This is a genomic window from Mesorhizobium sp. C268A (assembly GCF_040324475.1).
GTDB lineage: Bacteria > Pseudomonadota > Alphaproteobacteria > Rhizobiales > Rhizobiaceae > Mesorhizobium.
In genome coordinates, this window is the sequence record NZ_JAMYVX010000001.1 from 1,979,255 (window position 1) to 2,001,011 (window position 21,757).

The window sequence follows — 21,757 nt, forward strand, 5'->3', positions numbered from 1 at the left end:
CCTTTGGCGGTGTTTATCCTCCCATGCGTCTCCACGACAGCAGACGCCAATTATGTAAAATACAGTTTAACCATCTATACTTAACAAGGCTATTGCAAATCCTTGTAAGTCGTGCAAAATAACGCAGGAGGGATTGTTTGTATTTCTTTTTAATTGAGAGGCGACCGTGATGCGTGAGGTTCGCACCACGGCTGCGTTTGCGGCTTTGATTTGGCTTTGTGCCTCATGCGTTGCTAGCGCAAGTGGCCCTGGAGGGCAATATCCAGCAATCGGCAGCCTAGAAGCCTGTCCTGCGGAATCCAATGCTGCCAAAATCGACAAGGCAGTTGCATCGGACAGTGTCAATCCGCGGGCTGGCCGCTTGATTGTGAGTTCTAAAATGGGGGATGCACTATGCCGGACAGTGAGGACAAAGTTGTCGACAATCCAACTTTCCTGGAACACATCAAATTTTTCTTTGAAGCCATAGATGTGGATCATATGGCGCCGCGTGGCGTCGATCTCGCTACCTACGACGGGGTAAAGGCAAACGCCACCTCAATCTACTCCCAGACCAAATCCGGATCGATGCCTCCGGAACCGGAAAGGCGTTGGTCGCAGAACCGCGTTAAAACGTTCAAGAACTGGATCAGTGGCGGATTTCCGATGGGAAACGCGCCAGCGAAGGTCCTGAAGACAATGTCCAGTTTGGCGGCAACCGCCCGCGGGGCGTTCCGACGCGATGCCGAGAACATGTCGAAGGAAGAAGTTGAAAGACTCGCACTAGCCTTTCGGACGATCATGGAGCGTTCGCCAGACCATCCGCAGAGCTATTTTGCGCTCGCTGATATTCATTGGTTTCCGACACCGGTAAACTGCCTTCATCATGAAGAGCGATACAATCCCTGGCACCGCATTTTCATCGACCGCTTCGAGGCGGGTCTCCAGTCGGTTCCAAAGTGCGAGGATATCAAGCTGCCCTATTGGAACGTCGTCCGTCAGCCGCCAGCGTGGATGTTTCAGCCGCCGTTCGACAGCTACACTTTGCAACGCGACGCTGCGCCACAGTACCCCGCCGGCACGGCGACAAAACGGCACTCCGCCAAGAAAATCCATGCCGAGATGGTCGATCGCGATGTCGAGGGGACCATAAAGGGCGCGCTAGATTCCCCGACGTTTGAAAGCTTTACCCAGCAGATCGAGCAAGCGCACGACGACGGGCACGTGTCGTGCGGTCCTGCGATGCAAACACCCGATATTGCGGCCTTCGATCCGATTTTCTGGCTCTTCCATTGCAACTGGGAGCGCATGTGGTGGGCATGGCAGCAGCGCCACCAAGCCGTGTCGCTTGAAGACTTTCGCAAGACGCTCAGCATCCCGGACATGGATTGGCTGGATGTAGCTCCCTTTAACGAACTGAAACCGTTCACGGAAACAGCCGCTCAGGCGATCGACGCGTCGCAGTACGCCTATGAGGATCCGGCGGCGTCGCTGTTCAGCGCCTTGGCCAGGGTTGCGCGAGGCAATATCTCGGCCGATCAGTCGTTCAGCATCCCGCGCAAGGCCAGGCTCTCCATTCGCGTGAAAAACATAGCACGCCTGGCCATATCCGGCAGTTTTGAAGTCCAACTCCTTGCGGACGGCAAGAGAGTTGCGCGGCACGCCTTTTTTCAAGGGACCGAACCCAAAAAATGCCCAAGCTGTGTGAAACGCGAGACCGTTAACGTCGATCTGAGGGCCAATCGTTCGGACGTGGCCGGCAAGAAGCTCGAGGTACGCATCGAGGTGCTTGGCGCGAAAGGCAAGGACCGTGTGCTGGCCCTAAGCGAAGTCGGAAATCCAACGATCAATATCCGGGAATTGCTCGTCGCCGAGTAGGAAGGGCCTCCAACGAAACTTGGAATTCCTGATTATGAAGGCGTCAATCTTTTGGACATTGCCGGCCCGTTCGAAATGTTGGGGCGACCGAGCGCGATTGTGCGGTCGGCCATCGCGTCGAACCATACCCGACGTGTGGCTATGGGTTTGGGGCTTTCATGCCGCCGTCTCCGTGCTGACAGGCCACGCCGGCCTTTGCTCGGCGCGGCTTCGGCAGCCTCCGGCGCGGGCACGATGATTGCCGGCGCGTTGGACGTCACAATCGATCGGCGACGGGACCGGGTCGTCTTCGTTGTGGATGTAGCGCATGAACATCGCGACGGTCTTATCGGCGGTCGGAGCCATGCCGACCTTCAACGGCACACCGGAATTGGCGATGTCCGTCGCCGCGGGTGACTAGGCTGGAGCAGATTGAGGGGAAATCCGGAGTGGGTGGCGCCCAAGGCAAAGCCATGCCGTAAGCCCTTGGGGCTCGCTGATCCCTCGATGCTCTCCTGTGCCACTGCCCGTTTGACATTGCGCCACGCCGTCGTTCGGCTGAGCGGACAAGCTGAGCTTGGCCTGAAAGGCCACCCAAGGCCCGCTTTGGGCCAAACCCGGAGATCATGTCGCCCAAGCCGAACGTCTCCTTTGAGGAAACGGCGAGCCTGATCTTAACGGCCGACGTTGGGCGCATTGCTGACCTTCAAAGCGTTGGTGCAGGCCTCTGCGCCTAGCAATAAACGACATGAACCGGGAATCTTCCTGGGAGGAGCGGGGAACTCGATGCGTGACTCTTGGGGAGATGCTCGGGATGGACCTCGAGAAGCGTGATTTTGATCTGCGGCTTACACCTGTTGCAGTCGAAATTGAGCTTCAAGGGATCCACGCCGCCGCCATTAGACCATCATCAGGTCCGCGGACCGGCAGTAGCGGACGTTGCCGCAGCTGCACTCGGCTTTCACAAGCATGTTGTGCCGGGTCGCCTTCCCAGAGTGTCGATCGGATCGTGCGCCATAGTGAACAAAAATGAGGAACATATTCCTGTCCAGTCAAGAGGGATTGACTACCGTGTTCCTATTTTGTTCACTGCGGGCAAATTGGAGACAAACCATGAAACCGACGATTGCGACTGAATCCGAACAGCCCGAAATCTACGCCACGATAAGGCGCGAGCTGCCGGCCATACATCGCGCTGTCAGCAAGATGGGAAAGCAGATGCGCGGCCTCTCACCTCTCAGCCAAAAGGCGGCCATCGCTGAATTAACCGCCATATGGTGCCTGGCGAACTATCCCGCATGACCTTGATCGTGCATTGTCTTTGGCAGAGGCCATACATGACAGGGCCACTCCGCGACGACGACGCGTCGACAATCATGCATGTGAACATGCCGGCTGCGGCAAGGATGGAGGCTTCGGATTTGCAAAGCCGCGCATGGCATCGCACTGGTTCTGCATGGAAGACCGGAAATCAATGACGGTTTCCTCTATCTGTGAGGCCGAGGAAGCGCTCCTGGGGCAGTGGCCAAATAAAGAAGCGGCGGCCTATAGGAATGCGTGCCGATTAATTGCGGAGGCCAAGGATGGAAGCTGCAGTCCGGCCGTAGCATTTGCGGCGTTCAAGGCCGCCGCTATCGACCAGCGCTTGCTGCAGCCGGCCAAGACGGAGTCCGGCGCTCGGCATGTCGGACAAGTGCCATAAACCATCGTGATGATGAACCGCCGTCTCCTAGGCGCGTCGCTCGCTGATTTCGTCAAGTTGCTTGCTTCGGGGGAGCTTCCAATCCTAGACGAGAAGACTGATCGCCAGCGAAAGCGACGGCATCTGCTTCATATTCGAATGCTCGGGAATACGTTTCACCGTTCCTCCCTATGATGCGAACAACCCACTCGCCCAACGAATGGCGGATCTCTAGGAAGAGGGAAGACGAAGACGGCGGCCGGTACGTGACGCTGTCCAATGCCCTCGGGAGGCTTGTCCCGCCAAAATCGGCTCCATCATCGGAGGAATGAACTTCACGCATGCACTGACTCCCGAGACCGCGAGTCAATTAGCGCGTGCTTAATTAGTTCCGGAGCGTTTTAACGAATCGTTGACCGCGCTGTCCCAGAATAGGACGGCGCGGTCAAACCCCAACCTTGGCTGCGCAGGCGGCTTCGGCATTGAGTTCCACCCCGAACTGTCGGAGCCGCCACCCACCCCACACTTATACCAGCAATGGTTGAATCAACCGTTACTGCACGTGCTTTCCATGGCGCTTCCCTGAGGTTTATCGACTTCTGGGTACGGAAATAGCAGATGGCGCCCGTCGCCCCGTCCTCGACGCGCTCGACCAGGCCCAACGCTTCCATGTCCTTGAGCCGCCTCGACAAGAGGGCGGACGAGACGTTGCCCACCCCCTTGCGAATGTCATTGAAGCGGGTCGAGCCGTTCCAGAGTTCGGTCAGGATTTGGATCGTCCAGCGGGGCTCCAGGAACTCGCAGGCGTGCGAGATCGGGCAGACCAGTCCGTAAGGCCGTCGCGTCATGGCTGACCGCTCCTTTGCCGCAGGTTAGGCCTTGCGGAGCTCTAAGGCCAGTTCACAATCTGAAGCGGAGTGCTTCCGAAGGTGCGCTGGCCCCTTCCCGTCCTCTGCCATGATGGTGGTCGTCATTCGTGCATCCCCCAACGGAGGCTACCATGACCTGGCGTAACATTACGCAAACGACACTAGGCGAGACCGCACTGCGCGTGCCGCGCACCTTTTTTGATCCTCCGCTCGAACGGCTGCTGGCCCTTGTCTGTGAGTGGCGGACCCGCCGCAACATAAAGCGTGGGCTTGGTCACCTGTCCAACTTCCTTCTGCGCGACGTTGGCTTAACCAAAGCAGACGTCGAGGCGGCCTGCGCCGACAGTTTCGATACATCCGCCTCTCTCGCGCTTAAGAGTGCAGCGCAGAACCAGACGGGAAATTGGTGAGAAGGGAAAGCCCCGCGGGCTGAGCCCGCTTGAGGGCGGCAATTGATCAGCCGAATTAGGGGCCATTCTTTAACAACGATTTTGAGGCGCAACCGCGGCGTCCGGCGTGGTCGCCGGCGATGTCTCCATTCGGGCCGCTGCAAAATTGAACTCTCTGGTCGAGTTAAGGCGCATTGCTGACCGGTAGATTTTTTGAGCCGGTAGCTGACCGGCAGCTTCGGTCTGCGAATCTTCAAGGCCGGACATTCAGGGTTGGCGTGGGCGCGTCGTGACTTGACCTGAGGGGGAGCTTAGCGCACTCGACAAAGGGTTCCAGCTTTCAAGTGGTCGGCCTAGTCAGGATCCGATCATCGCCAGAATGGCTTTGCAAGTTCAGACTCCACTTCGTCCTCCGTCAATCCAATATCGTCGATCATGTGCGGCGCTACCCCCGATAGTCGCGCTAGGTCACGGCGGTAGAAATGCCGTTGCCGCCATCTTGAGACATAGCGAGCTATTCTGATTGCTCGAACCTCATGGGACAAGTCCTGAAACGTCGATGCAAGAAGATTGTTGCTCACCGTCAGGCCTCCGTGCCAACCTCGCGCTTGCAGATGACAGCGTAGGCAGACAGCGTACCGGCTACAAACCAGTCTTTCTCTGGGATAGGCTCAGAATTCCTGAGGTAGTGACAGTCGATGCGTCTCCCTTCACTCAATGCGCTTCGGGCCTTTGAAGCAGCCGCGCGCCACGAAAGCTTTGCGCGCGCGGCTGAGGAGCTATGCGTGACCGAAGGAGCGATCAGCAGGCACGTCAAGCTGTTGGAAACAGCATTGCAAGTGGAATTGTTTCGACGATTGCCGCGCCGGTTGGTTTTGACCGATGCGGGGCGCAATTTTCAACCGATCCTGGCGGCCGCGTTCGAAAGCATTGCCGCGGGAGCTCAAGACGTGCAACGCCAGCCTCGGCATCTGAAGGTTATCTGCCCGCCCACCTTCTCCATTCGGTGGCTGCTCCCGCGGCTTGACCGTTTCAAGCAGCAATGGCCTGCAATCGGTATTCGGGTAACGACCGCTCCTTTTGACTGGGAAATTTTCTTCGGAGGTGAGTTCGATCTCGCCTTTGACTGCGGTTATCCAAATCGGCCGAAAGATATCGAGGCGGTGTTGGTGTTGCAATCGTTCGGCACCCCAGTTTGCTCTCCAAAGCTACTGGAGAGGGGCGTGCCAATAACGTTTCCTGCCGACCTGGTTCACCATAACCTGCTGCACGAGACGCCTGATCGGCACGATTGGAAAGTTTGGGCTGGGCGATTTGCGCCGAACCTTCTTGACGTGAACTCGGGTGAGGTTTTTCCCAGTGCCGATATGGCCTATCGTGCCGCGGCCATGGGCCAGGGCGTCGCGATCGGAGACCTCTCTGTGCTTCACGACGAGATTGCCAAGGGAGAACTGGTGCTGCCGTTCAAAGATATGCAGATCTCTGACGACACGGAGGCCTATCATTTGTGTTGCAGAAAAGATTGCTGGACCGACCCTCGTATCGCCGCGTTCCATAAGTGGGTTTCGGACGAGGCCACGTGGTCCTGAAGCCCGGGACGGTCAGGCCGCTGCCCGCCTCGTTGCGGTCGTTAGCCCTTCCGGCAAGGAAAGCTCCGGTCCCAAAGCTACCGCTCGAAACAATCAAGGCCGCATCGGGGCCTCCGATCCTGACTACATTCAGGATGGCCAAAGCGGCTTCACCCGCTCAATCCGATACCTCTTCTCGAACTCACGGAGCACCATTTCGAGCGTTGCCTCAAAAGCACTCTGATCGAACATCATCGATTTCTTTGCCTCGTGAAGATAGCGCCAGTCGGTGAAGGCATCTTGGTGTTGATACAGAATGTGACGAATGCTGTACTCGATGTAGAAACCATTGGGATGATACGGGACCACTGACCTTTTGAACTCCGCGTCGAGTTTCTCTTGGCTTTCGGGCTTTAGGCGATCAAACAGCCTTATCAGGTTGTGCGATTTGACGACTTTTGGATTTTCGTGGTCGAAGACGAACCACGCTTTGAGTGCCAGCTCCATAGAAAGCGCCAAAAGCATCGGTTCAACACCGACGTGTTCGCGTTCGCTCAGGTCTGCATGCTTTCCGAATTCTCGGCTTGGAAAGCTCTGAGTTTTTCGGAAGATCGCCTTTGCGGCTTCCCCGATCCTAATGGCCGTCGATAAGCGCGCACTCATTAGGGGTCCATTAGATTGATCTAAATTAACGCCGGAGCTGAGCTGAGATATTGCAAGAACGCAATCGCTTAGGCCAGGAGGCACGGAACACAACTTACTGACGACAAGTTAGAGTTGAGTTCACCGCCGGCGACCCGTTTTCGGAAGGTGGGCGAACGACCGGAATGAGGCGGCGGGTTCAACCGGTCGTCGCAACCCGCTTTAATCTGAGAGGATGAAGAGGTGTTGCATGGTGACGTCACGGATCTGGTTTACGTCAGCGCAGAAGGTCGAGCTTTGGGAGCGATGGAACCGAGGTCAGAGCACTTGACCGCCGGAACAAGACCGGCGTTCAGCGGATCGTATCCTTACGCAGCGGCATTGCTCCGTCAGCTAGGCGTAGAGGGGCCTTGGCGCTCGGGCTGGCGGAACGCGAAGAGATCTCTCGCGGGATCGCGGCGGGTCTTGCGATCCGCGCTATTGCACGAAGTCTCGGGCGATCCCCATCGACAATATGTCGCGTTATCTCGCGCAATGGCGGTGCACAAGCGTATCGTGCAACCCGGGCCGACAAGCATGCTTGGGTGCGAGCGCTGCGCCCGAAGCAGTGTCGCCTGGCAAGCTCTGGGCGGCTACGATGGCAGGTGGCGCAAAAGCTAGCGCTGCAATGGTCCCCGGAGCAGATAGCGGGCTGGCTGAGGCGAGAGTACCCAGGCGATCCAAGCATGCGGATATCTCATGAAGCGATCTATCGCAGTCGATTCATCCAGTCGCGAGGGGCGCTCAAGAAGGAACTATCAGCGCACCTGTGTACCAAACGACAGATGCGGCTCGCAAAAGGCGCACAGAGCCGGACGGGGCAAGGACAAATACTCGATATGATCTCCATCCGCGAGCGCCCCGCCGAGGCTGAGGATCGCGCCATCCCAGGCCATTGGGAGGGTGATCTGCTCACCGGCGCGAACGACACGCACATCGCCACCCTTGTCGAGCGACACAGCCGGTTCACGATGCTTGTAAAGGTGGCGAGGAGGGACTCGGCCACCGTCGTGGCGGCCCTTGCCCAGACGATCGGCACATTGCCCGAAGAGTTACGACGCTCGCTAACGTGGGACCAGGGCAAGGAGATGGCTCGGCACATGAGCTTCACCGTTGCAACCGATCTACAGGTCTACTTCTGCGATCCGCGAAGTCCCTGTCAGCGCGGCAGCAATGAAAATACCAACGGTCTGCTCAGGCAGTACTTCCCGAGAGAAACCAACCTCTCCCATGTCTCGCAGGCCCAACTCAACGCCGTCGCCCTGCAGCTCAATCAGCGACCCCGAAAACCCTGGACTTCGAAACGCCGGCCGATAGGCTACAGAAGGTGTTACGATGACCGGTTGAACCCACCGGCGCAAATTGGTCACGGCTCCACTCGTGAAGTGGAGCCGCACCTGATCAAACCTCAGTTGCCTCGGAAAGTTCGAGAGCATCCTCAACATCGACTCCCAGATAGCGGACCGTGTTCTCGATCTTAGTATGACCGAGCAAAATCTGGATGGCTCGCAGATTTTCCGTCGCTTTGTAGATAATCGAGGCCTTGGTGCGACGCAGGGAATGGGTTCCGTATTCCTCTGGTCTAAGCCCGATCGCCTCGACCCATTCGTCGACGAGGCGTGCATACTGCCTTGTACTCATGTGAGCCCTTGGATTGATCCTGCTCGGAACGCGTAATCATCGACTGTTCCGCCGCGTCGCTCCAGCCATGCGAGAAGGCTGGAGCGTACGTCGCTCATCAACTCGAACTGAACAGGTCGGCCAGTTTTCTGTTGGATGACCATCGCGCGAGTTCGGACTTCCGGTCCTACCACGAGGTTGCCGATTTTGATCTTGACGAGATCGCAGCCGCGCAACTTGCTGTCGATCGCCAAATCGAAGAGCGCTCTGTCTCGCAGACGCAGCTCTCGATCGAGAAAGAAGCGTATCGCCCATATCTGTCGAGGTTTCAGAGGTCGTTTCGTCCCGACCTTCTTCCCGGCATTCCATGCCCGGCGGTCGGAGTCGGTGAGGTCGTAGCACGAGTGTCCCATTTCGCTTCTCCTGCAGCCATGATTGGCCACCAGAGAAACGCCGCTAGACTGTTGCGGGGCCGGCAGCTGACTGGCAGCTTTTGGGCTGAAGTCGTGAATAGGCGGACGTTTCGCTGCCGTCCCATTGACGACGTTCGTGTCTGGTCATGGGAGCGGGCGAGCTCCTCCCGTCGTCGGCCATCACTTCAGATCATCAATTTGCGCGTTGCGGTTCCACTCTGTCGTCCGGGATGCCTAGCAGGTGACATTGCGACGAAAGCTGACATACCGAGTCGCAAGCAATCGAGGCCTGCTTTCCCCTGATCTAAGGTAATCTTAACTGGTATGCGTTGAACGATGTGGGTGAAATTGCCGGCCGAGTTGTCTGCCGGTAGGAGTGCAAACTGTGCCCCGCTGGCTGGCGACAAGCTCTCAATGCGTCCCTCCCGGGGACGGCTCGACTGATACTGCAATCCTGCCGCCAATGCACAACGCGGCAATCTGTGTCTCCTTGAAAATTGGCCACGACCTACGCTCCGAGGAACGACGGCGACCAACAGAGTGCCTGCGCGCACATGCTGCCCGACTCTTGCCTGACGTTCGCCGACCCAGCCGTCACGCGGCGAGGTTATGATGCGCATCGAGCATTTGGCGACGATCTTGCAAAGAACGAGGGTTAAAAACACTCGGTCATGTATCGGTTGAACGACGCCATGAATGAATGCCATATGGCATTGGCTTTGTGGGGAGCGAACTATGAAATATCTTGGGGCAACCGCATTGGTTTTCTACGGTGTCGTTGCGGTCAGCGGAGCGCAGGCCGCCTGCTACGACATCTCAAAAGGGCAGCCATCGCAGCTGAGCGGCCAACTCGATCGTCGGATACTTCCCGGGCCGCCGAACTACAAAGACGTGCAGGCAGGAGATCAGCCCGAGCCGACTTACCTACTGGAACTGGATGCCGACATCTGCCTTGAGGGCGCGGACTTTGCTGATCCCGCATCCAGTTTCCGCGAGGTTCACGTCGTGCCGGTGGGCGGTATGGAAAGCGCCATGGCATCGTTGATCGGACGCCGCGTGACTGTCGGCGTCGTTGATCGATGGGCTGCAAATAACGCAAATCACCGAGCCCCGCTCATGGCCGTTGTCGGGAGCATCGCGCCTGAAGAGGACATCACTGAACAATATGGCACTGCCGCGACTGTCGTGCGGGCGTTTTATCTGGCCCTCGGCACTGGGGACGGCAAGGAGGCGGCGCGGTTTGTAGTTCCAGAAAAGAGCACCAAGGGTCCTCTCTCAGCAGCCGCCCTGAGTGGCTTCTACGGAGGGATGCAGGCGCCCCTTAAGCTTCTCGGCATACAAGCGAAGGCAGAAGACTTGTTCTTCGTCAGCTATGCGTTCAGGAAGGGTGCGACGACATGCACTGGCCGCGCCGAAGTGAGGACAGTGAATGAGGGCGGCAAGGACTACATCGAAGGCATAAAGGCACTCGATGGCTGCTGATAGGATCGAGCCGTTGAAGTGTCCATTCGGTGGGGCTTACCTTCGCATATTAGCGTCGAAGGGTCTTGGGACATCCCGATCACGATTTTTTCGGTTATCCCAACGGCATCGGTTCGGATTTCGCCGCGCTGCCGGTCCCGCAGTGAAGCCGAGGCATTCACTCGTGACTAAGCCATATATCGATGCGGTAGCGGTCAGAACCTTGCATGGGCAATAGACCGTCCGCGCGCGTTCCCACTCCTGCAGCACGAAGGATCGGACGCATCTCCTCCAGCACCGCTCCAATTCTCCATTCCTCGGCGCTCGGCGAGGCATAGCCAACGGCCTTGGGCACCAGCGCACATTGCGGTGTGGTGTTCCTGTCAAACTGTTCAATTCTGCCCGGAATGACGCGCAACGATTCAAAAACATATCCGTTGATCGAACTGCGAATTGAGGCCGCATCGACCGGGGCTCCGCTGCAGACATTGATATAGACCCAGCCTATCGGCCTCGGGTCGCCAGGAATCGATCGATAACTCACCTTGCGGCCACTGATGTCTGGCGGCTCCGAGCGCACAACTGCGGGTTTCGGCTGGACGGCGGAAGGCGCCTCGGGTGGATTTGAGGGAGGACGATAGCCGGCGACCAGGTTCCGCGTGGCTGCCGTCGAAAGCCGATTTTGGCTGGCGGAGCCTACGCTCGCCAAAAGCCGACAAACGCCGCCCTCGGTCGAGTGGTCAAACCCAACGCAGCCCGAACGCGAGGTGCAAAGGGAACGACACGCCTCCAAGGGTGCGATGACCTGCGCGCTGACGAACCCGTTCAGTGAGGTCCCGGGATAGTCGAAGAACACTGCCGTGGTTTGCGCGCCGATCGGTTGAATGCCGACTAGAAGGACGAGAGTTGCCAGAGACGACCCGGCGACTCCGAGCACGAACTCTTGGAATCCGCAGCGAAAAAGATGCGCAAACATGTTTCCCCCGGCCGCTGTTATTCTGTTTCAAGTGGACTTGATCGCCAAGTCAGCGAAGTTCGCCGGCTTGATGTCATGACTGGCGACGTGAAGGGTCGAACTAGACGGCCAGCCAGGATTCTCATGACAGGTCGCGATCTTTCCTGTTGCCTCATTTTTCTTTGCCGTAGGCAATGCCCCTTTAGGGCCCGGCAATACCAGCCCGGCGCCACCGTAATTCTCCAGAATTTGCATTTCCAGCTATAAATGGGGGATGAGCACCGCGAAATTGGGTTCAAGATAGAAACGGTCGCCAAGACGTGAAATAGGCTGCGAGCCCGCTACAGGTTAAGCATCTGAGTCGAATCTACTTGAGGGCTCGTTGACACTGCGTTTTTTACGTCGAAATATGAGGCCGGGGACGCCGCATGGTCAACGATTTATTGCGGCAAGGGGAAGGTGCCTAATGGCTCGGGGGGGCAATGTCCACTTCGTTCGTTCAACGTCCGCGCGTGCCGTGGACGTGTTGGCTGTCGCAGGGAAACCGCTGTGGCGCGACTGCGAAACGGCATTCGCCCGCATAGATGAACTGTGCGGGGACAACACCTCGCGGCTGTTCGCGGAACCGAACGCCAAGGAGCAGGAGGGCGGCCGCCTGGTCGTGGCGTGGTTCAGCAGCTTCGACGAGGAGCCGAAGCAACTGGGCGAACTCGATCGGGGAAAACGGTCGCGGATCGAGTCGAACTTGGCCGCGCGGATCGAGGCGCTTCGACCAGCCCTGGCGGACCGGGAAATCGGCGGGACCGTTGGGGCGATGCTCAATGTCGCGGACGAAGCCTCTATCGTCGCCGTCGGCGAGAACGCCGTCCTCACGAATTGGGGAGTGCTGCCGGAGGAAGCCCGCTCCTCCCGCGCCGCATTCGTGCGGCACAGCGAGCAGACAATTGGCCCCTACCTTCCAAGCGGCATGTCCCCCCGGGTGCCTGGTCAGGCGTGGGCTGCCCTGGGAGGTTTCGCCACTGCCGGACTGTCTCCCCCGCGGCGCGTGATTGCACCCGAGGCCACCGCAGCATCCACGCAAGAGGCTCAATCAACGGCGCCAGCTCGACACAAACAGTCTTGGCTTTGGCCCATAGCTGCCCTTTCGTTGGTGTTCGCCGCCTGCCTGATCTACGCGGCCTCGCCGGGCAACCTCGTTTATCCGGAAGCGCTCCCGCCGCCACCGACAGCTCCACTCGTGAACAACGAGGAGGTCAACCGGAGCCTTGAAGAGCGAATCGGCAAAATGAAAAGGGAGCTCGCAAAGGCTGCATGCGAGGCAGATTCATCTGTTCTCGGTCCGCCGCTCCATGAGTCCGGCGGTGGAACAGAAAACGGCGCGTCAGGAGCCGCCCGCGGGCAGGCGCCTGCCCCCGGCTCACCGCATTCGCTTCTCGCCGCCCTGGACTCGGCGACGGTCCTCGTGCTCGCACCCTCGGCGGACTCCCTCAGCACTGGAAGCGGGTTCTTTGTGAGCCAGAGGGAAATCCTCACCAACAACCACGTTGTCGAGGGCGCCGGGGGGACGGTATTCGTCGCCAGCAAGGCACTCGGGCGTGCGGTTCCCGCCCGTGTCGTTGCAAGATCCGCAAGCAGCGAGACTGGAAATCCGGACTTTGCCCTCCTTCGGGTGGATGATGCCCCCAGCACTGTGAGGCCCCTGCACCTTTCTACGGAAATCGCCAGGCTGGACAGCGTCATCGCGGGGGGCTTTCCGTCATTCGTGATGTCGATGGACAGCACTTATCGAGCGATCCTCAATGGCGACACCACGGGGCTTGCCAATCTTGAGATGGTCGTCACGCAGGGCAACGTCATGGCCATGCCTCAGGGCGGGGCGGCAAAGGTCATTACCCATTCCGCGAACATTTCCCCCGGCAACAGCGGAGGTCCCCTTTCGGACGCCTGCGGCCGGGCCGTCGGAGTCAACACCTTCATAGTCCTCGACGGGGGGAACGTTCAGAAGCTGAACTTCTCCCTCGGCGCGAGCGACGCCATCCGGTTCCTGTCAGCCAACGGCGTGACGGTGGCCGGCGCCGATCAGCCGTGTAATCCGGCCACGGGAATAGCCGCGGCCGCAGGGCCAACGGAAGGCCCTGTCAAATGAGCCAGTTCGTCGCGACCACGACCCTCAGCCTGATGCGTTCCCTCGGGTCGACCGCGGAGCGCTCGGTCCATAGGCTTCAAGCCGTGCTCGGACGGGAATTCCCCGGGGGCATAGGGCTCGAGCTGGCCGAACCGGTGCCGCGAAAGGACGGCTCTGGGATCGACTGGTATACCGAGCGCGACGAGCCTCTTGTCCGGCTGACGGACCTCCCGCCCGAAACGGCGTCCGTCTACAAGGCGCGGCTCGACCAATCCGTCCGCGCAGTTCTTCGTGCGGCCGCCGCGCATGAGGCTCGCACCGACCCGGCAGCCCGCTCGACGGCTACTGCGCTGCGCAACGCGGTGACATTCCCCGACGACGAGAACGTATGGGTTTCCGGCGGCTCCGACGGGAGCGACGGAGTGCTCGTGCTTACGGCATGGGGTTACGAAAAACATGACGCGGAAACCAGCGGCAAGGGACAGATTGCTGAAGCCGCCCGGGACCGCCCGCCGACGGCTTCTGTTGCGGACACAGCAACGGAGCGGCCCGTGCGATCTGCTGGACCTGCCTGGTGGCAGTCGGTCGCCCGCAGGCTTCTTTGGCTTGTTCCCGTAGCACTCGCGGGGGCGACCGCGTGGCTGCTGCTCCCGGCTTGCGGCTTGGTCCTTCCGTTCGGAGTCACCGCATTTGGAAAGGGCGGAGGCGCTTACTGCGCCCTTGCGGCGCCGCAGCCGACTGTCGACCATAGTAGCTTGCGCACGCGGGAACTCATGTCGGAAGAAGCTGTCATCGAGGAGCAGCTGCGGCGGCACCTGAACTCGTGCCAGCCCCCCGCTCCGGCGCCAAGGGCCGAGCAGACTGACCCAGCGCAGGAAGCAGACAATCGCGTCGAAAGCGCAGGCGGTGCGGAAGGCCAGACGCAGGTGACGCTCATCTGGAACAACCGGACCGACCTGGACCTCTTCGTGAAGTGCCCGGACGGCGGAATGGTGCTTCTGGACGGACAGCCGAAATGCGGGGGCGTGCACGACATCGACATGAATCTCAATGGAGAGAGCACCAAGCCGGTCGAACACATAACGTGGGCGAGCAAGCCACCGCCCGGACACTACGAGGTCTACCTGAGAATGTTCAACAAGCGCGGAGATCCTGCCCGGCGGACGGATTTCAACGTCATCCTCAAGAAGGGTGACGCCACTCAAAGCTACCCGGGCAGCGTGACTGAAGAGTCTCACGACGCGACGCAGATGAAAGTCATGGAGTTCAATGTTCCATGACTGCAGCAAGCCGCCACCAGCCTGACAGGACGAATCGATGCTGACCAACCTCGCCGATTTCAGCGACGGCTTCACGCTGGTGCCGGACAGCGGCCTCCAGTTCGTCGAGTTCGGGTTTGACTTCGACGCTTCGCCGCGTCTTACGAGGTCGTTCATCGAGCGTGTGTCGCCGGGCGAAACGGGGTCGGATGGAAAGACGCTGATCCGCCTGCTTCCGAACTGGAACGATGACGACCCCGACTCTGACCAGCCGCCGTATCCCCCGAGTGGCGACGACGTGGTATACGACATCGCGAAGTCGAGGGCGCTCGAGACCTTCCTCGACCGCTGGGTTCCGGTGCCGTTCTTCAAGATCGAACCCGGAAAGGACTCGCTGGGCAACGAAATTTACGCACAGGGCCCGACCGACTGGGTCCGGGTAAGGGTTACGGAAACCAGGAACGCCCATGGCGACCGGAAGGGAACGCACAGGGCAATCTTCGCATTCGACAGCTCGCTTGCGCCCCGCAAGACGAACCGTCCCTATCTCGCGCCCTGTCCGGAAGACGCGATGCGGACAGAATCGTTCCGGTTCGTCAGCCAGCTTCCAGACGTCATCTCGTTCCTGTCCCATAAGGTCGACGTTCCCGGACAAGGGCCCGTGGACGCCCAGAAATGGCTGGACGATTGGCTGAGGGACATCCTCCACTCCTTCAAGAAGCTTCAGAGGAAGGGCAAGGAGCTGAGGCCCGATGACTTTCCTTTCCAGTTCGAGCACCTCGCCCGCTACATAACCTTCGTCCAGTTTCTCGCCAGCGTGATCAAGCCCGTTCGCGTCACCCTCATCGACACGGTCAGCGACAACAGGAACGTCCATCCAGTCGACGTCGACCTGGTGCTCGACATCGGGAACTCGCGGTCGTGCGGACTTCTGATCCAGTCGTTCCCGGACGACGTGAACGTCGACCTCAACAACTCCGTCGTGCTGGAATTGCGCGACCTTTCCAAGCCCGAACTCGTCTATCGCGATCCGTTCGAAAGCCAGTGCGAACTGGTGGCCGGGGAATTCGGAGCGGAAGACATCGCCAGGCGGTCAGGCCGACCGCGGGCATTCTTTTGGCCAAGCCTGCTCCGCATCGGCCCCGAGGCCTCCCGCCTGCGCGGGGAGTCGGAAGGCACCGAGGCGGCCACGGGGCTTTCTTCGCCGAAGCGGTACCTGTGGAGTTCCGATCCGGTTCTCCAGGAGTGGAAGTTCCGCTCGGCCTCGGCGGGCCATGCGGGAACCGAGCCGCTGATCGAGCGCTCCATGTACCGCTTCATAAACGACCGCGGCGACGTCCTCGAACAGCTCGAGAGCGACAGGCGCCAGTTCAGGTTGAAAGTCAAAGAGAGCGAACTGCAGACGGCGAGCCGCTTCTGCTTCTCGAGGTCGTCCTTCTTCACGTTCATGCTTGTCGAAATCATTGCGCAGGCGATGTCGATGATGAACAACCCCGGCACCCGCCGGGAGAGAAGACTCAAAGATTCTCCGCGACGCCTGCGCAGGATCATCCTGACGATCCCGTCAGCGACCCCGATCCAGGAGCAGCGCATCCTGCGGTCGCGCGCAGAAGCCGCGGTCAAGCTTCTCTGGTCCCTGTCGGGATGGGGCGACAGCGACAGCGGCATAAACAGCCAGCGTCCGGAAATCCACTGCTCCTGGGACGAGGCGAGTTCAGTTCATCTGGTCTATCTCTACGGCGAGGCCGTGCACAAGCTGGGCGGGTCGATCAGGACGCTGTTCGACATGCTCGGCAAGGACAGGGAGAGGCCGAAGGCGCTCCCGGCGTCCAAGGCCAAGGAGAAGCTCGAACGGTCCCTGCGCGTCGCCAGCGTCGACGTGGGCGGCGGCACCACCGACCTCATGGTTACGACCTATTTTCAAACCGACAATGTCGCCCTTTTCCCCGACCAGAACTTTCGGGAGGGATTCCGTATCGCGGGGGACGACCTCCTCAAGGTGGTTATCGAGCGGCTTGTCATACCCAGGCTCGAGGAAGGCCTGGCTCAAGCGGGCCTCCCGAACGCGCGGAACTATCTCAAGGACCGCTTCGCAGGCGACAACCCGAACATGTCCGAGCAGGAAAAGCACCTGCGACGCCAGTTCGTTCTGCAGGTTCTGCAGCCAATCGCCATCGCGGTTCTGTCCGAATGCGAAGCGATGCCTGCGACGAGCCGCAAGACGGAAATCCGGAAGGCAGGCAGTTTCTTCGAGACCGGGGGACGAACGACGGCCGGAGGCGACATTCCGGTTGACGCGCGCATCCTCGGATATCTCAAGGACAGCATAGGGGCTCTGGGAGCCGGAGAGTTCACGGTCTCCGACTGCGACATAGCAGTCGACCCGCTGGCGGTCGAAGAGTGCGTCCTGTCGATCTTCGACGGCGTGTTCGACAACATCGCGGAAGCGATCAACCATCTGGACGCTGACGTGGTGCTGCTGACCGGGCGGCCGATGCGCCTGCCACAGATGATAAGCCTGTTCATGAACAAGATGTCGGTCCGGCCTGACCGCGTCATTCCGATCAAGGACTATCGCGTCGGCACGTGGTATCCCTTCCGGGGCGTCAGCAACACGCACATCGACGATCCAAAGACGACCGCGGTCGTGGGCGCAATGCTGTGCGCGCTCGCGGAACGGCAGATCACCAACTTCACCCTCTATTCCCAGTACCTCAGGATGAAGTCGACGGCCCGGTACATCGGTCGGCTTCAGGGCAGCTCCGTGCTGCCGGACGAAACCCTGCTTTTCTCGGACATCGACCTCGATGCCGCAACGGCGGAAGCCGAGGCGGAATTCGACTACCACAGCCCGCTTCGCATTGGCTTCAGGCAGCTTCCACTGGAGCGCTGGGTGGCGACTCCGCTCTACAAGCTGACCACCGCGCAGACGCGATCGGCGCGGAGCGTGCGAAAGCCGGTCCGCGTCACGATCGCGCGCAATGTGCAGGTGCCGGAAGACGACGAGGCGAACGAGATCGCGCTTCTTACGAGCGAGGCGACCCGCGAGGAGTTCGTGGTTCAGGACGCGGAGGACGCCGACGGCTCTCCGGTCAAGCGCATCATGGAGCTGAAGCTGGACACGCTCGCGGTCGAGGCGGGCGACGGCTACTGGCTCGATACCGGAATTATCTCCATCCAGTGAAAGCTGAAGGCATGCGTAAAGAGTTGAAGAAGACCTGCGACACGGCGCTGAAATCGGCGCAGGAGGGCCTTGTCTGGATCGGAGCCTCAGCAAACGCGGAGCGGGTCGGCAGCACGCGCTCGGGCGCCGAGCAGCAGCTCAAGAAGTCGATCGTTGCCACCCGGAAGGCGATCCTGGCCATAGACCGCCCCATGTGCGTCGGGGTGTTCGGCCCCAGCCAGGCTGGCAAGTCTTATCTTGTGTCCGTCCTGGCCCGCAATGGAAGCGCGCCCTTGATGGCTCGCTTCGGCGATCTCGGGCGGGAGGTCGATTTCATCCGGGAGATCAACCCCGGTGGCGATCGGGAGTCGACCGGGCTTGTCACCCGCTTTTCGGTTCGAGAAGAGCCAAGTCCGCCCGGCGCGCCCGTTGTGCTGAGGATGCTGAGCGAAACGGACGTGGCCAAGGTCCTGGGCAACAGCTTCTTCCTTGACGGAGACGCGAAGAAACGCGCGCCGCTGACTTCCGACAGCGTCCTGTCCACCCTGGAAAGGGCGAAGAGCCGGGCTATGCCGCAGGCAGCGACGGATGGCCTGGCCGAGGAGGACGTGTGGGACCTCCAGGAGTATTTCGAGAAGCAGTTCGCCGGGTTGCCGAACATCGAGACGCTAGGGGCCTACTGGGAGGAAGCGGCCTTCCTTGGCTCCCGGCTTTCCATTGCCGACCGCGGCGACCTTTTTTCCGTGCTATGGGGCGGTCTGCAGAAATTTACCGATCTCTTCGTCGAACTCGTCACCGCCCTTGAGAGCCTTGGGTTCGCCAAGGATGCCTACTGCCCTGTCGAGGCGCTGGTTCCCCGGGAAAGCAGCATCATAGACGTCGAGACGCTGCGGGGGCTCGGAAAATCCGGCCAGGACGAGTTGCTGATCCGGCCAATGAAAGGATCGACGGTTTCGTTGCCGAGACCCGTTATCGCCGCATTGGTGGCTGAACTCCGGATTGCGATATCGGAACAGCCATGGCCGTTCTTCGAGCACACAGACCTCCTGGACTTCCCGGGCGCTCGCAGCAGGCAGAAGGTGGACCTTCAGGCCTTCATCGAGGGCCACCCCGACGCGCTCAAGGAACTCTTCGTCCGGGGCAAGGTTGCCTACCTCTTCGACCGCTACGTTGCAGAGCAGGAGCTTTCGAGCATGCTGCTGTGCATCAAGCCCTCGAACCAGGACGTCGCGACCCTTCCCGACATGATCGACGACTGGATCAGAACCTCGCACGGGGAAAGCCCGCTCGATCGGGCCCGGACCGAGACTGCGCTGTTCCTGGTGCTGACGATGTTCGACATGCACTTCAGCGAAAAGGCGGGCGAGGAAGGACAGAGCCTGGCGGATCGTTTCAGCGCGCGCCTGGGCGCCTCGCTAACGCGCTTTTTCGGCAAGGCCCACAAGTGGCCGTTCGAATGGATGCCGGACAGGCCTTTCAACAACTCTTACTGGCTGCGCAACCCGAACTTCAAGGCAGAGTCCCTGATCAAGTACAAAGGCGGCGTGGAGACCGAGATATTGCCCGACAAGGTCGCGAAGGTCGCCGCGCTGCGCGAGGCGTATCTTCAGGTCAGTGAAGTTCAGCAGCACTTCCGCGAGCCGGCCAAGGCCTTCGACGAGGCCCTCAGGCTGAACGATGGCGGCGTAAGCTATCTGGCGGAGAACCTCGCGGCCATCTGTCGTCCCGACATCAAGTATTCACAGATACGAGGCCGCGTCGGGGACATAGCCCACGATATCCGCCGTGTGCTCGCTCCGTATTTCATCGAAAGCGACATCAACAAGCGGATAGCCGAGCGTCGGGAAGTCTCGGACCAGATTCTCGCAAACTTCACCGAGGTTTGGGAGCGGGACCAGTTCGGGACCGCCATGAAGATGCTGCAGATATCGCAGAACGGAATCTCCGAACACCTTCACATCGAGTACGGCAACCGCCTCAAGCGGCAGAACGCGCCGGAGGAAGGTTCCGAAGGACGGACAGACGCCGCGGCGAAGAAGCGACCGGCGCCTCCGCGGCCCGGCGCCCCTCCATTGCCCGGCAGCAAGCGGCCCGGCGCCCCTCCATTGCCCGGCAGCAAGAAGAAGGTGGCCGCGGCCGTGGTTTCCTCCGGGGAGTCGGTTTCGCAGAAAGCGCTGCCGCGCGAAGCCTATCTCGCCCGGTCAGCCATCAGGCATTGGACGGACGGCCTTTTCGCACTCGCGAGAAACGACAATGCGTTGCAGGCCATTGGCCTCGGGCAAGAGTCCGCAAGCGAGTTGGTCGCCGAGCTTACATCTGCCGCGCGGCGATCGGGGCTCGAAGAGCGCATAGCCAGGGACCTTGCCAAGCTCTCGGGAAGTTCAGTCGAAAGGTCCGACATCCTGCTCGAGAAGGCTGGCTTTCTTGCCACGAGCCACATCAACCGTTTCGTCAGCACGCTTGGCTTCGACGCGATGCCCGAGAACAAGCGGCCTCTGGCTCCTGACGGCACTGAGAACGGTGAAGTTAGGGTTTTTGCCCGCCGTCCGAGCGTTTCAGACTGCGACGGGCTTGGGGTGGAGCGGCGGAACTTCTCCTACCTCGCGCTCTCGGAGTGGATGTACGCCTTCCACCAAGTGGTTACTGACAACGTCCTCTCGGGCGAAGGGATCATTATAAACGTCGAGGAGAACGAGCGCCTGAGGGCCATACTGGACGCGCTCGATGAGTCCGCGCCGCTGCTTGGTGCGCCCCTTGGGACTGCTCGATGAACAAGGTTGCGGTCAAAGTCAGCGAGGACGAGACGCGCCTGTTCGGGCATGCCCTGATCACGTTCCCGCAGGAACTAGGCAGCTCTCCGGGGTTGCGACTGTCGATCATGCGCAAGTCCAAGGACGCTCCCTATCTTGGCGCCGCCGGATGGCAGGCGCGTCCCGCAACCGTAGAGGCAGCGGTCGTCAGCCGCGGCGCGAATTCGGCCACGCTGGTCGTCGGACCCGAGGTCTGCGACCAGATCCCGGTCGACCTGCAGGTGAAGATCGAAGTCGAAGGCCATGACATTGAGGGGAGCGCCTTCTGGCCGCCGATCCCACCTAGCCCGGGAGCTTGGTCCCAGGAACTGACCCCTTTCAAGATGTCCATTCCTCAGGCTATAGAACGGGAGCTTGAAGAGGCCCTCGAACAGGTTGTTGAGCTGCCACGGGTGGTGGAGCCGAAACCCCAGCCTTTGGCCCAGCCGCCAAAGAAGAGGCGGTTCTTGTACCTACTGATCCCGTTGGCGCTGCTTCTGGCAGGGGGAGGATACTACATTGCCGACAGCAGGGGTTGGTTCAACAACCCCGAGCCTTTGCTCGCGCGTTTCGAGAGGCTGAAGCTGACGGACACTAACGGCGTTGAGCTGTTCGCCCTAAGCGGCGAGGCATACCGGGAAGGCGCCCGCGGAATCGGCTTGCAGGCGATCAATCTTGCGATGGAGCGGGGCAACAAGGACGCGAAACTCGAGATTGCGCGCTGGTACGATCCAAGCTCCTTCGAGCCCAGCAGAGCAGATCGACCGGATGCGAACAGGGCGGCGAGGGCCTATTTCGAACTGTCGGTAGAAGGCGAGACAGCGGCCAGGGAAATGCTCCGCTCCCTCTGCGCGAAGAGCGCGAGTTCTCCTCAAGACCTTGGGTTCAATGGGTTCCTGAAGGACACTTATTGCGAGGGGACGCTGGAATAATGATTGAAAATCACAA

The 21,757-nt window shown here is 60.1% G+C and carries 15 protein-coding genes and 3 pseudogenes; 12 read left to right on the forward strand and 6 right to left on the reverse strand.

Translation table 11 applies throughout. The features are described 5' to 3' along the window. Positions 1-66: 66 nt before the first annotated feature. Positions 67-480, reverse strand: coding sequence for a hypothetical protein (locus NKL06_RS09690; RefSeq protein ID WP_196814804.1), 414 nt, complete (start codon positions 478-480; stop codon positions 67-69). On the opposite strand from NKL06_RS09690, the gene NKL06_RS09695 reads away from it, so the two are divergent. The 3 genes from NKL06_RS09695 to NKL06_RS09710 all read left to right on the forward strand — a co-directional run bounded on the left by NKL06_RS09695 (position 481) and on the right by NKL06_RS09710 (position 3,538). Next, complete coding sequence (locus NKL06_RS09695) at positions 481-1,857, forward strand: tyrosinase family protein (RefSeq protein ID WP_196814803.1); 1,377 nt, start codon at positions 481-483, stop codon at positions 1,855-1,857. 1,092 nt (positions 1,858-2,949) lie between these two features. Continuing rightward, positions 2,950-3,138 (forward strand): hypothetical protein, encoded by a 189-nt coding sequence (locus NKL06_RS09705; protein WP_023692422.1) that lies wholly within the window; start codon positions 2,950-2,952, stop codon positions 3,136-3,138. 172 nt (positions 3,139-3,310) lie between these two features. Then, complete coding sequence (locus NKL06_RS09710; RefSeq protein ID WP_245263944.1) at positions 3,311-3,538, forward strand: DUF982 domain-containing protein; 228 nt, start codon at positions 3,311-3,313, stop codon at positions 3,536-3,538. A 380-nt stretch (positions 3,539-3,918) separates the two neighbouring features. Here NKL06_RS09710 and NKL06_RS09715 read toward each other — a convergent pair whose 3' ends face one another. Beyond that, positions 3,919-4,365, reverse strand: a complete 447-nt coding sequence (locus NKL06_RS09715) for a winged helix-turn-helix transcriptional regulator (protein WP_081730871.1) — start codon at positions 4,363-4,365, stop codon at positions 3,919-3,921. Between the two features lie 152 nt (positions 4,366-4,517). Between NKL06_RS09715 and NKL06_RS09720 the strand changes: the two genes are divergently transcribed. Further along, positions 4,518-4,796: a DUF1127 domain-containing protein gene (locus NKL06_RS09720; protein WP_023697496.1), complete on the forward strand. Its 279-nt coding sequence runs from the start codon at positions 4,518-4,520 to the stop codon at positions 4,794-4,796. Between the two features lie 677 nt (positions 4,797-5,473). Beyond that, positions 5,474-6,364, forward strand: a complete 891-nt coding sequence (locus tag NKL06_RS09725; RefSeq protein ID WP_023692425.1) for a LysR substrate-binding domain-containing protein — start codon at positions 5,474-5,476, stop codon at positions 6,362-6,364. Positions 6,365-6,493: 129 nt separating this feature from the next. Here the strand turns inward: NKL06_RS09725 and NKL06_RS09730 are convergent, their stop codons facing one another. Then, positions 6,494-7,006, reverse strand: coding sequence for a hypothetical protein (locus NKL06_RS09730; RefSeq protein WP_023829574.1), 513 nt, complete (start codon positions 7,004-7,006; stop codon positions 6,494-6,496). Positions 7,007-7,235: 229 nt separating this feature from the next. On the opposite strand from NKL06_RS09730, the pseudogene NKL06_RS09735 reads away from it, so the two are divergent. Beyond that, a pseudogene (locus NKL06_RS09735) lies at positions 7,236-8,363 on the forward strand (IS30 family transposase). Positions 8,364-8,425: 62 nt separating this feature from the next. On the opposite strand, the pseudogene NKL06_RS09740 reads toward NKL06_RS09735, so the two are convergent. Next, a pseudogene (locus NKL06_RS09740) lies at positions 8,426-9,057 on the reverse strand (tyrosine-type recombinase/integrase). A gap of 185 nt (positions 9,058-9,242) precedes the next feature. Then, a pseudogene (locus tag NKL06_RS32680) lies at positions 9,243-9,473 on the reverse strand (hypothetical protein); the annotation flags it as partial. Between the two features lie 319 nt (positions 9,474-9,792). Between NKL06_RS32680 and NKL06_RS09745 the strand changes: the two are divergent. After that, positions 9,793-10,539: a hypothetical protein gene (locus NKL06_RS09745; RefSeq protein WP_023692428.1), complete on the forward strand. Its 747-nt coding sequence runs from the start codon at positions 9,793-9,795 to the stop codon at positions 10,537-10,539. A gap of 157 nt (positions 10,540-10,696) precedes the next feature. Here NKL06_RS09745 and NKL06_RS09750 read toward each other — a convergent pair whose 3' ends face one another. Beyond that, positions 10,697-11,494 (reverse strand): PAN domain-containing protein, encoded by a 798-nt coding sequence (locus tag NKL06_RS09750; RefSeq protein WP_023692429.1) that lies wholly within the window; start codon positions 11,492-11,494, stop codon positions 10,697-10,699. A 496-nt stretch (positions 11,495-11,990) separates the two neighbouring features. Between NKL06_RS09750 and NKL06_RS09755 the strand changes: the two genes are divergently transcribed. From NKL06_RS09755 to NKL06_RS09775, 5 genes are read left to right on the forward strand one after another with little or no spacing between them, the layout of a single operon-like run. Continuing rightward, on the forward strand, positions 11,991-13,619 hold the full coding sequence (locus tag NKL06_RS09755; protein WP_245261318.1) for a S1C family serine protease: 1,629 nt from the start codon (positions 11,991-11,993) through the stop codon (positions 13,617-13,619). Beyond that, entirely contained in the window at positions 13,616-14,878 is a 1,263-nt protein-coding gene (locus NKL06_RS09760; RefSeq protein ID WP_023692432.1) for a hypothetical protein, read from the forward strand. The genes NKL06_RS09755 and NKL06_RS09760 overlap by 4 nt, the downstream gene beginning before the upstream one ends. Positions 14,879-14,915: 37 nt before the next feature. Continuing rightward, positions 14,916-18,041 carry a virulence factor SrfB gene (locus tag NKL06_RS09765; RefSeq protein WP_023829579.1) on the forward strand — a complete coding sequence of 1,042 codons (3,126 nt, stop codon included), beginning with the start codon at positions 14,916-14,918 and terminating at the stop codon, positions 18,039-18,041. After that, entirely contained in the window at positions 18,038-20,791 is a 2,754-nt protein-coding gene (locus tag NKL06_RS09770; protein WP_245267107.1) for a virulence factor SrfC family protein, read from the forward strand. Before NKL06_RS09765 ends, NKL06_RS09770 begins: the two co-directional genes overlap by 4 nt. Next, positions 20,788-21,741 carry a hypothetical protein gene (locus NKL06_RS09775; RefSeq protein ID WP_023692435.1) on the forward strand — a complete coding sequence of 318 codons (954 nt, stop codon included), beginning with the start codon at positions 20,788-20,790 and terminating at the stop codon, positions 21,739-21,741. Before NKL06_RS09770 ends, NKL06_RS09775 begins: the two co-directional genes overlap by 4 nt. Positions 21,742-21,757 lie beyond the last annotated feature (16 nt).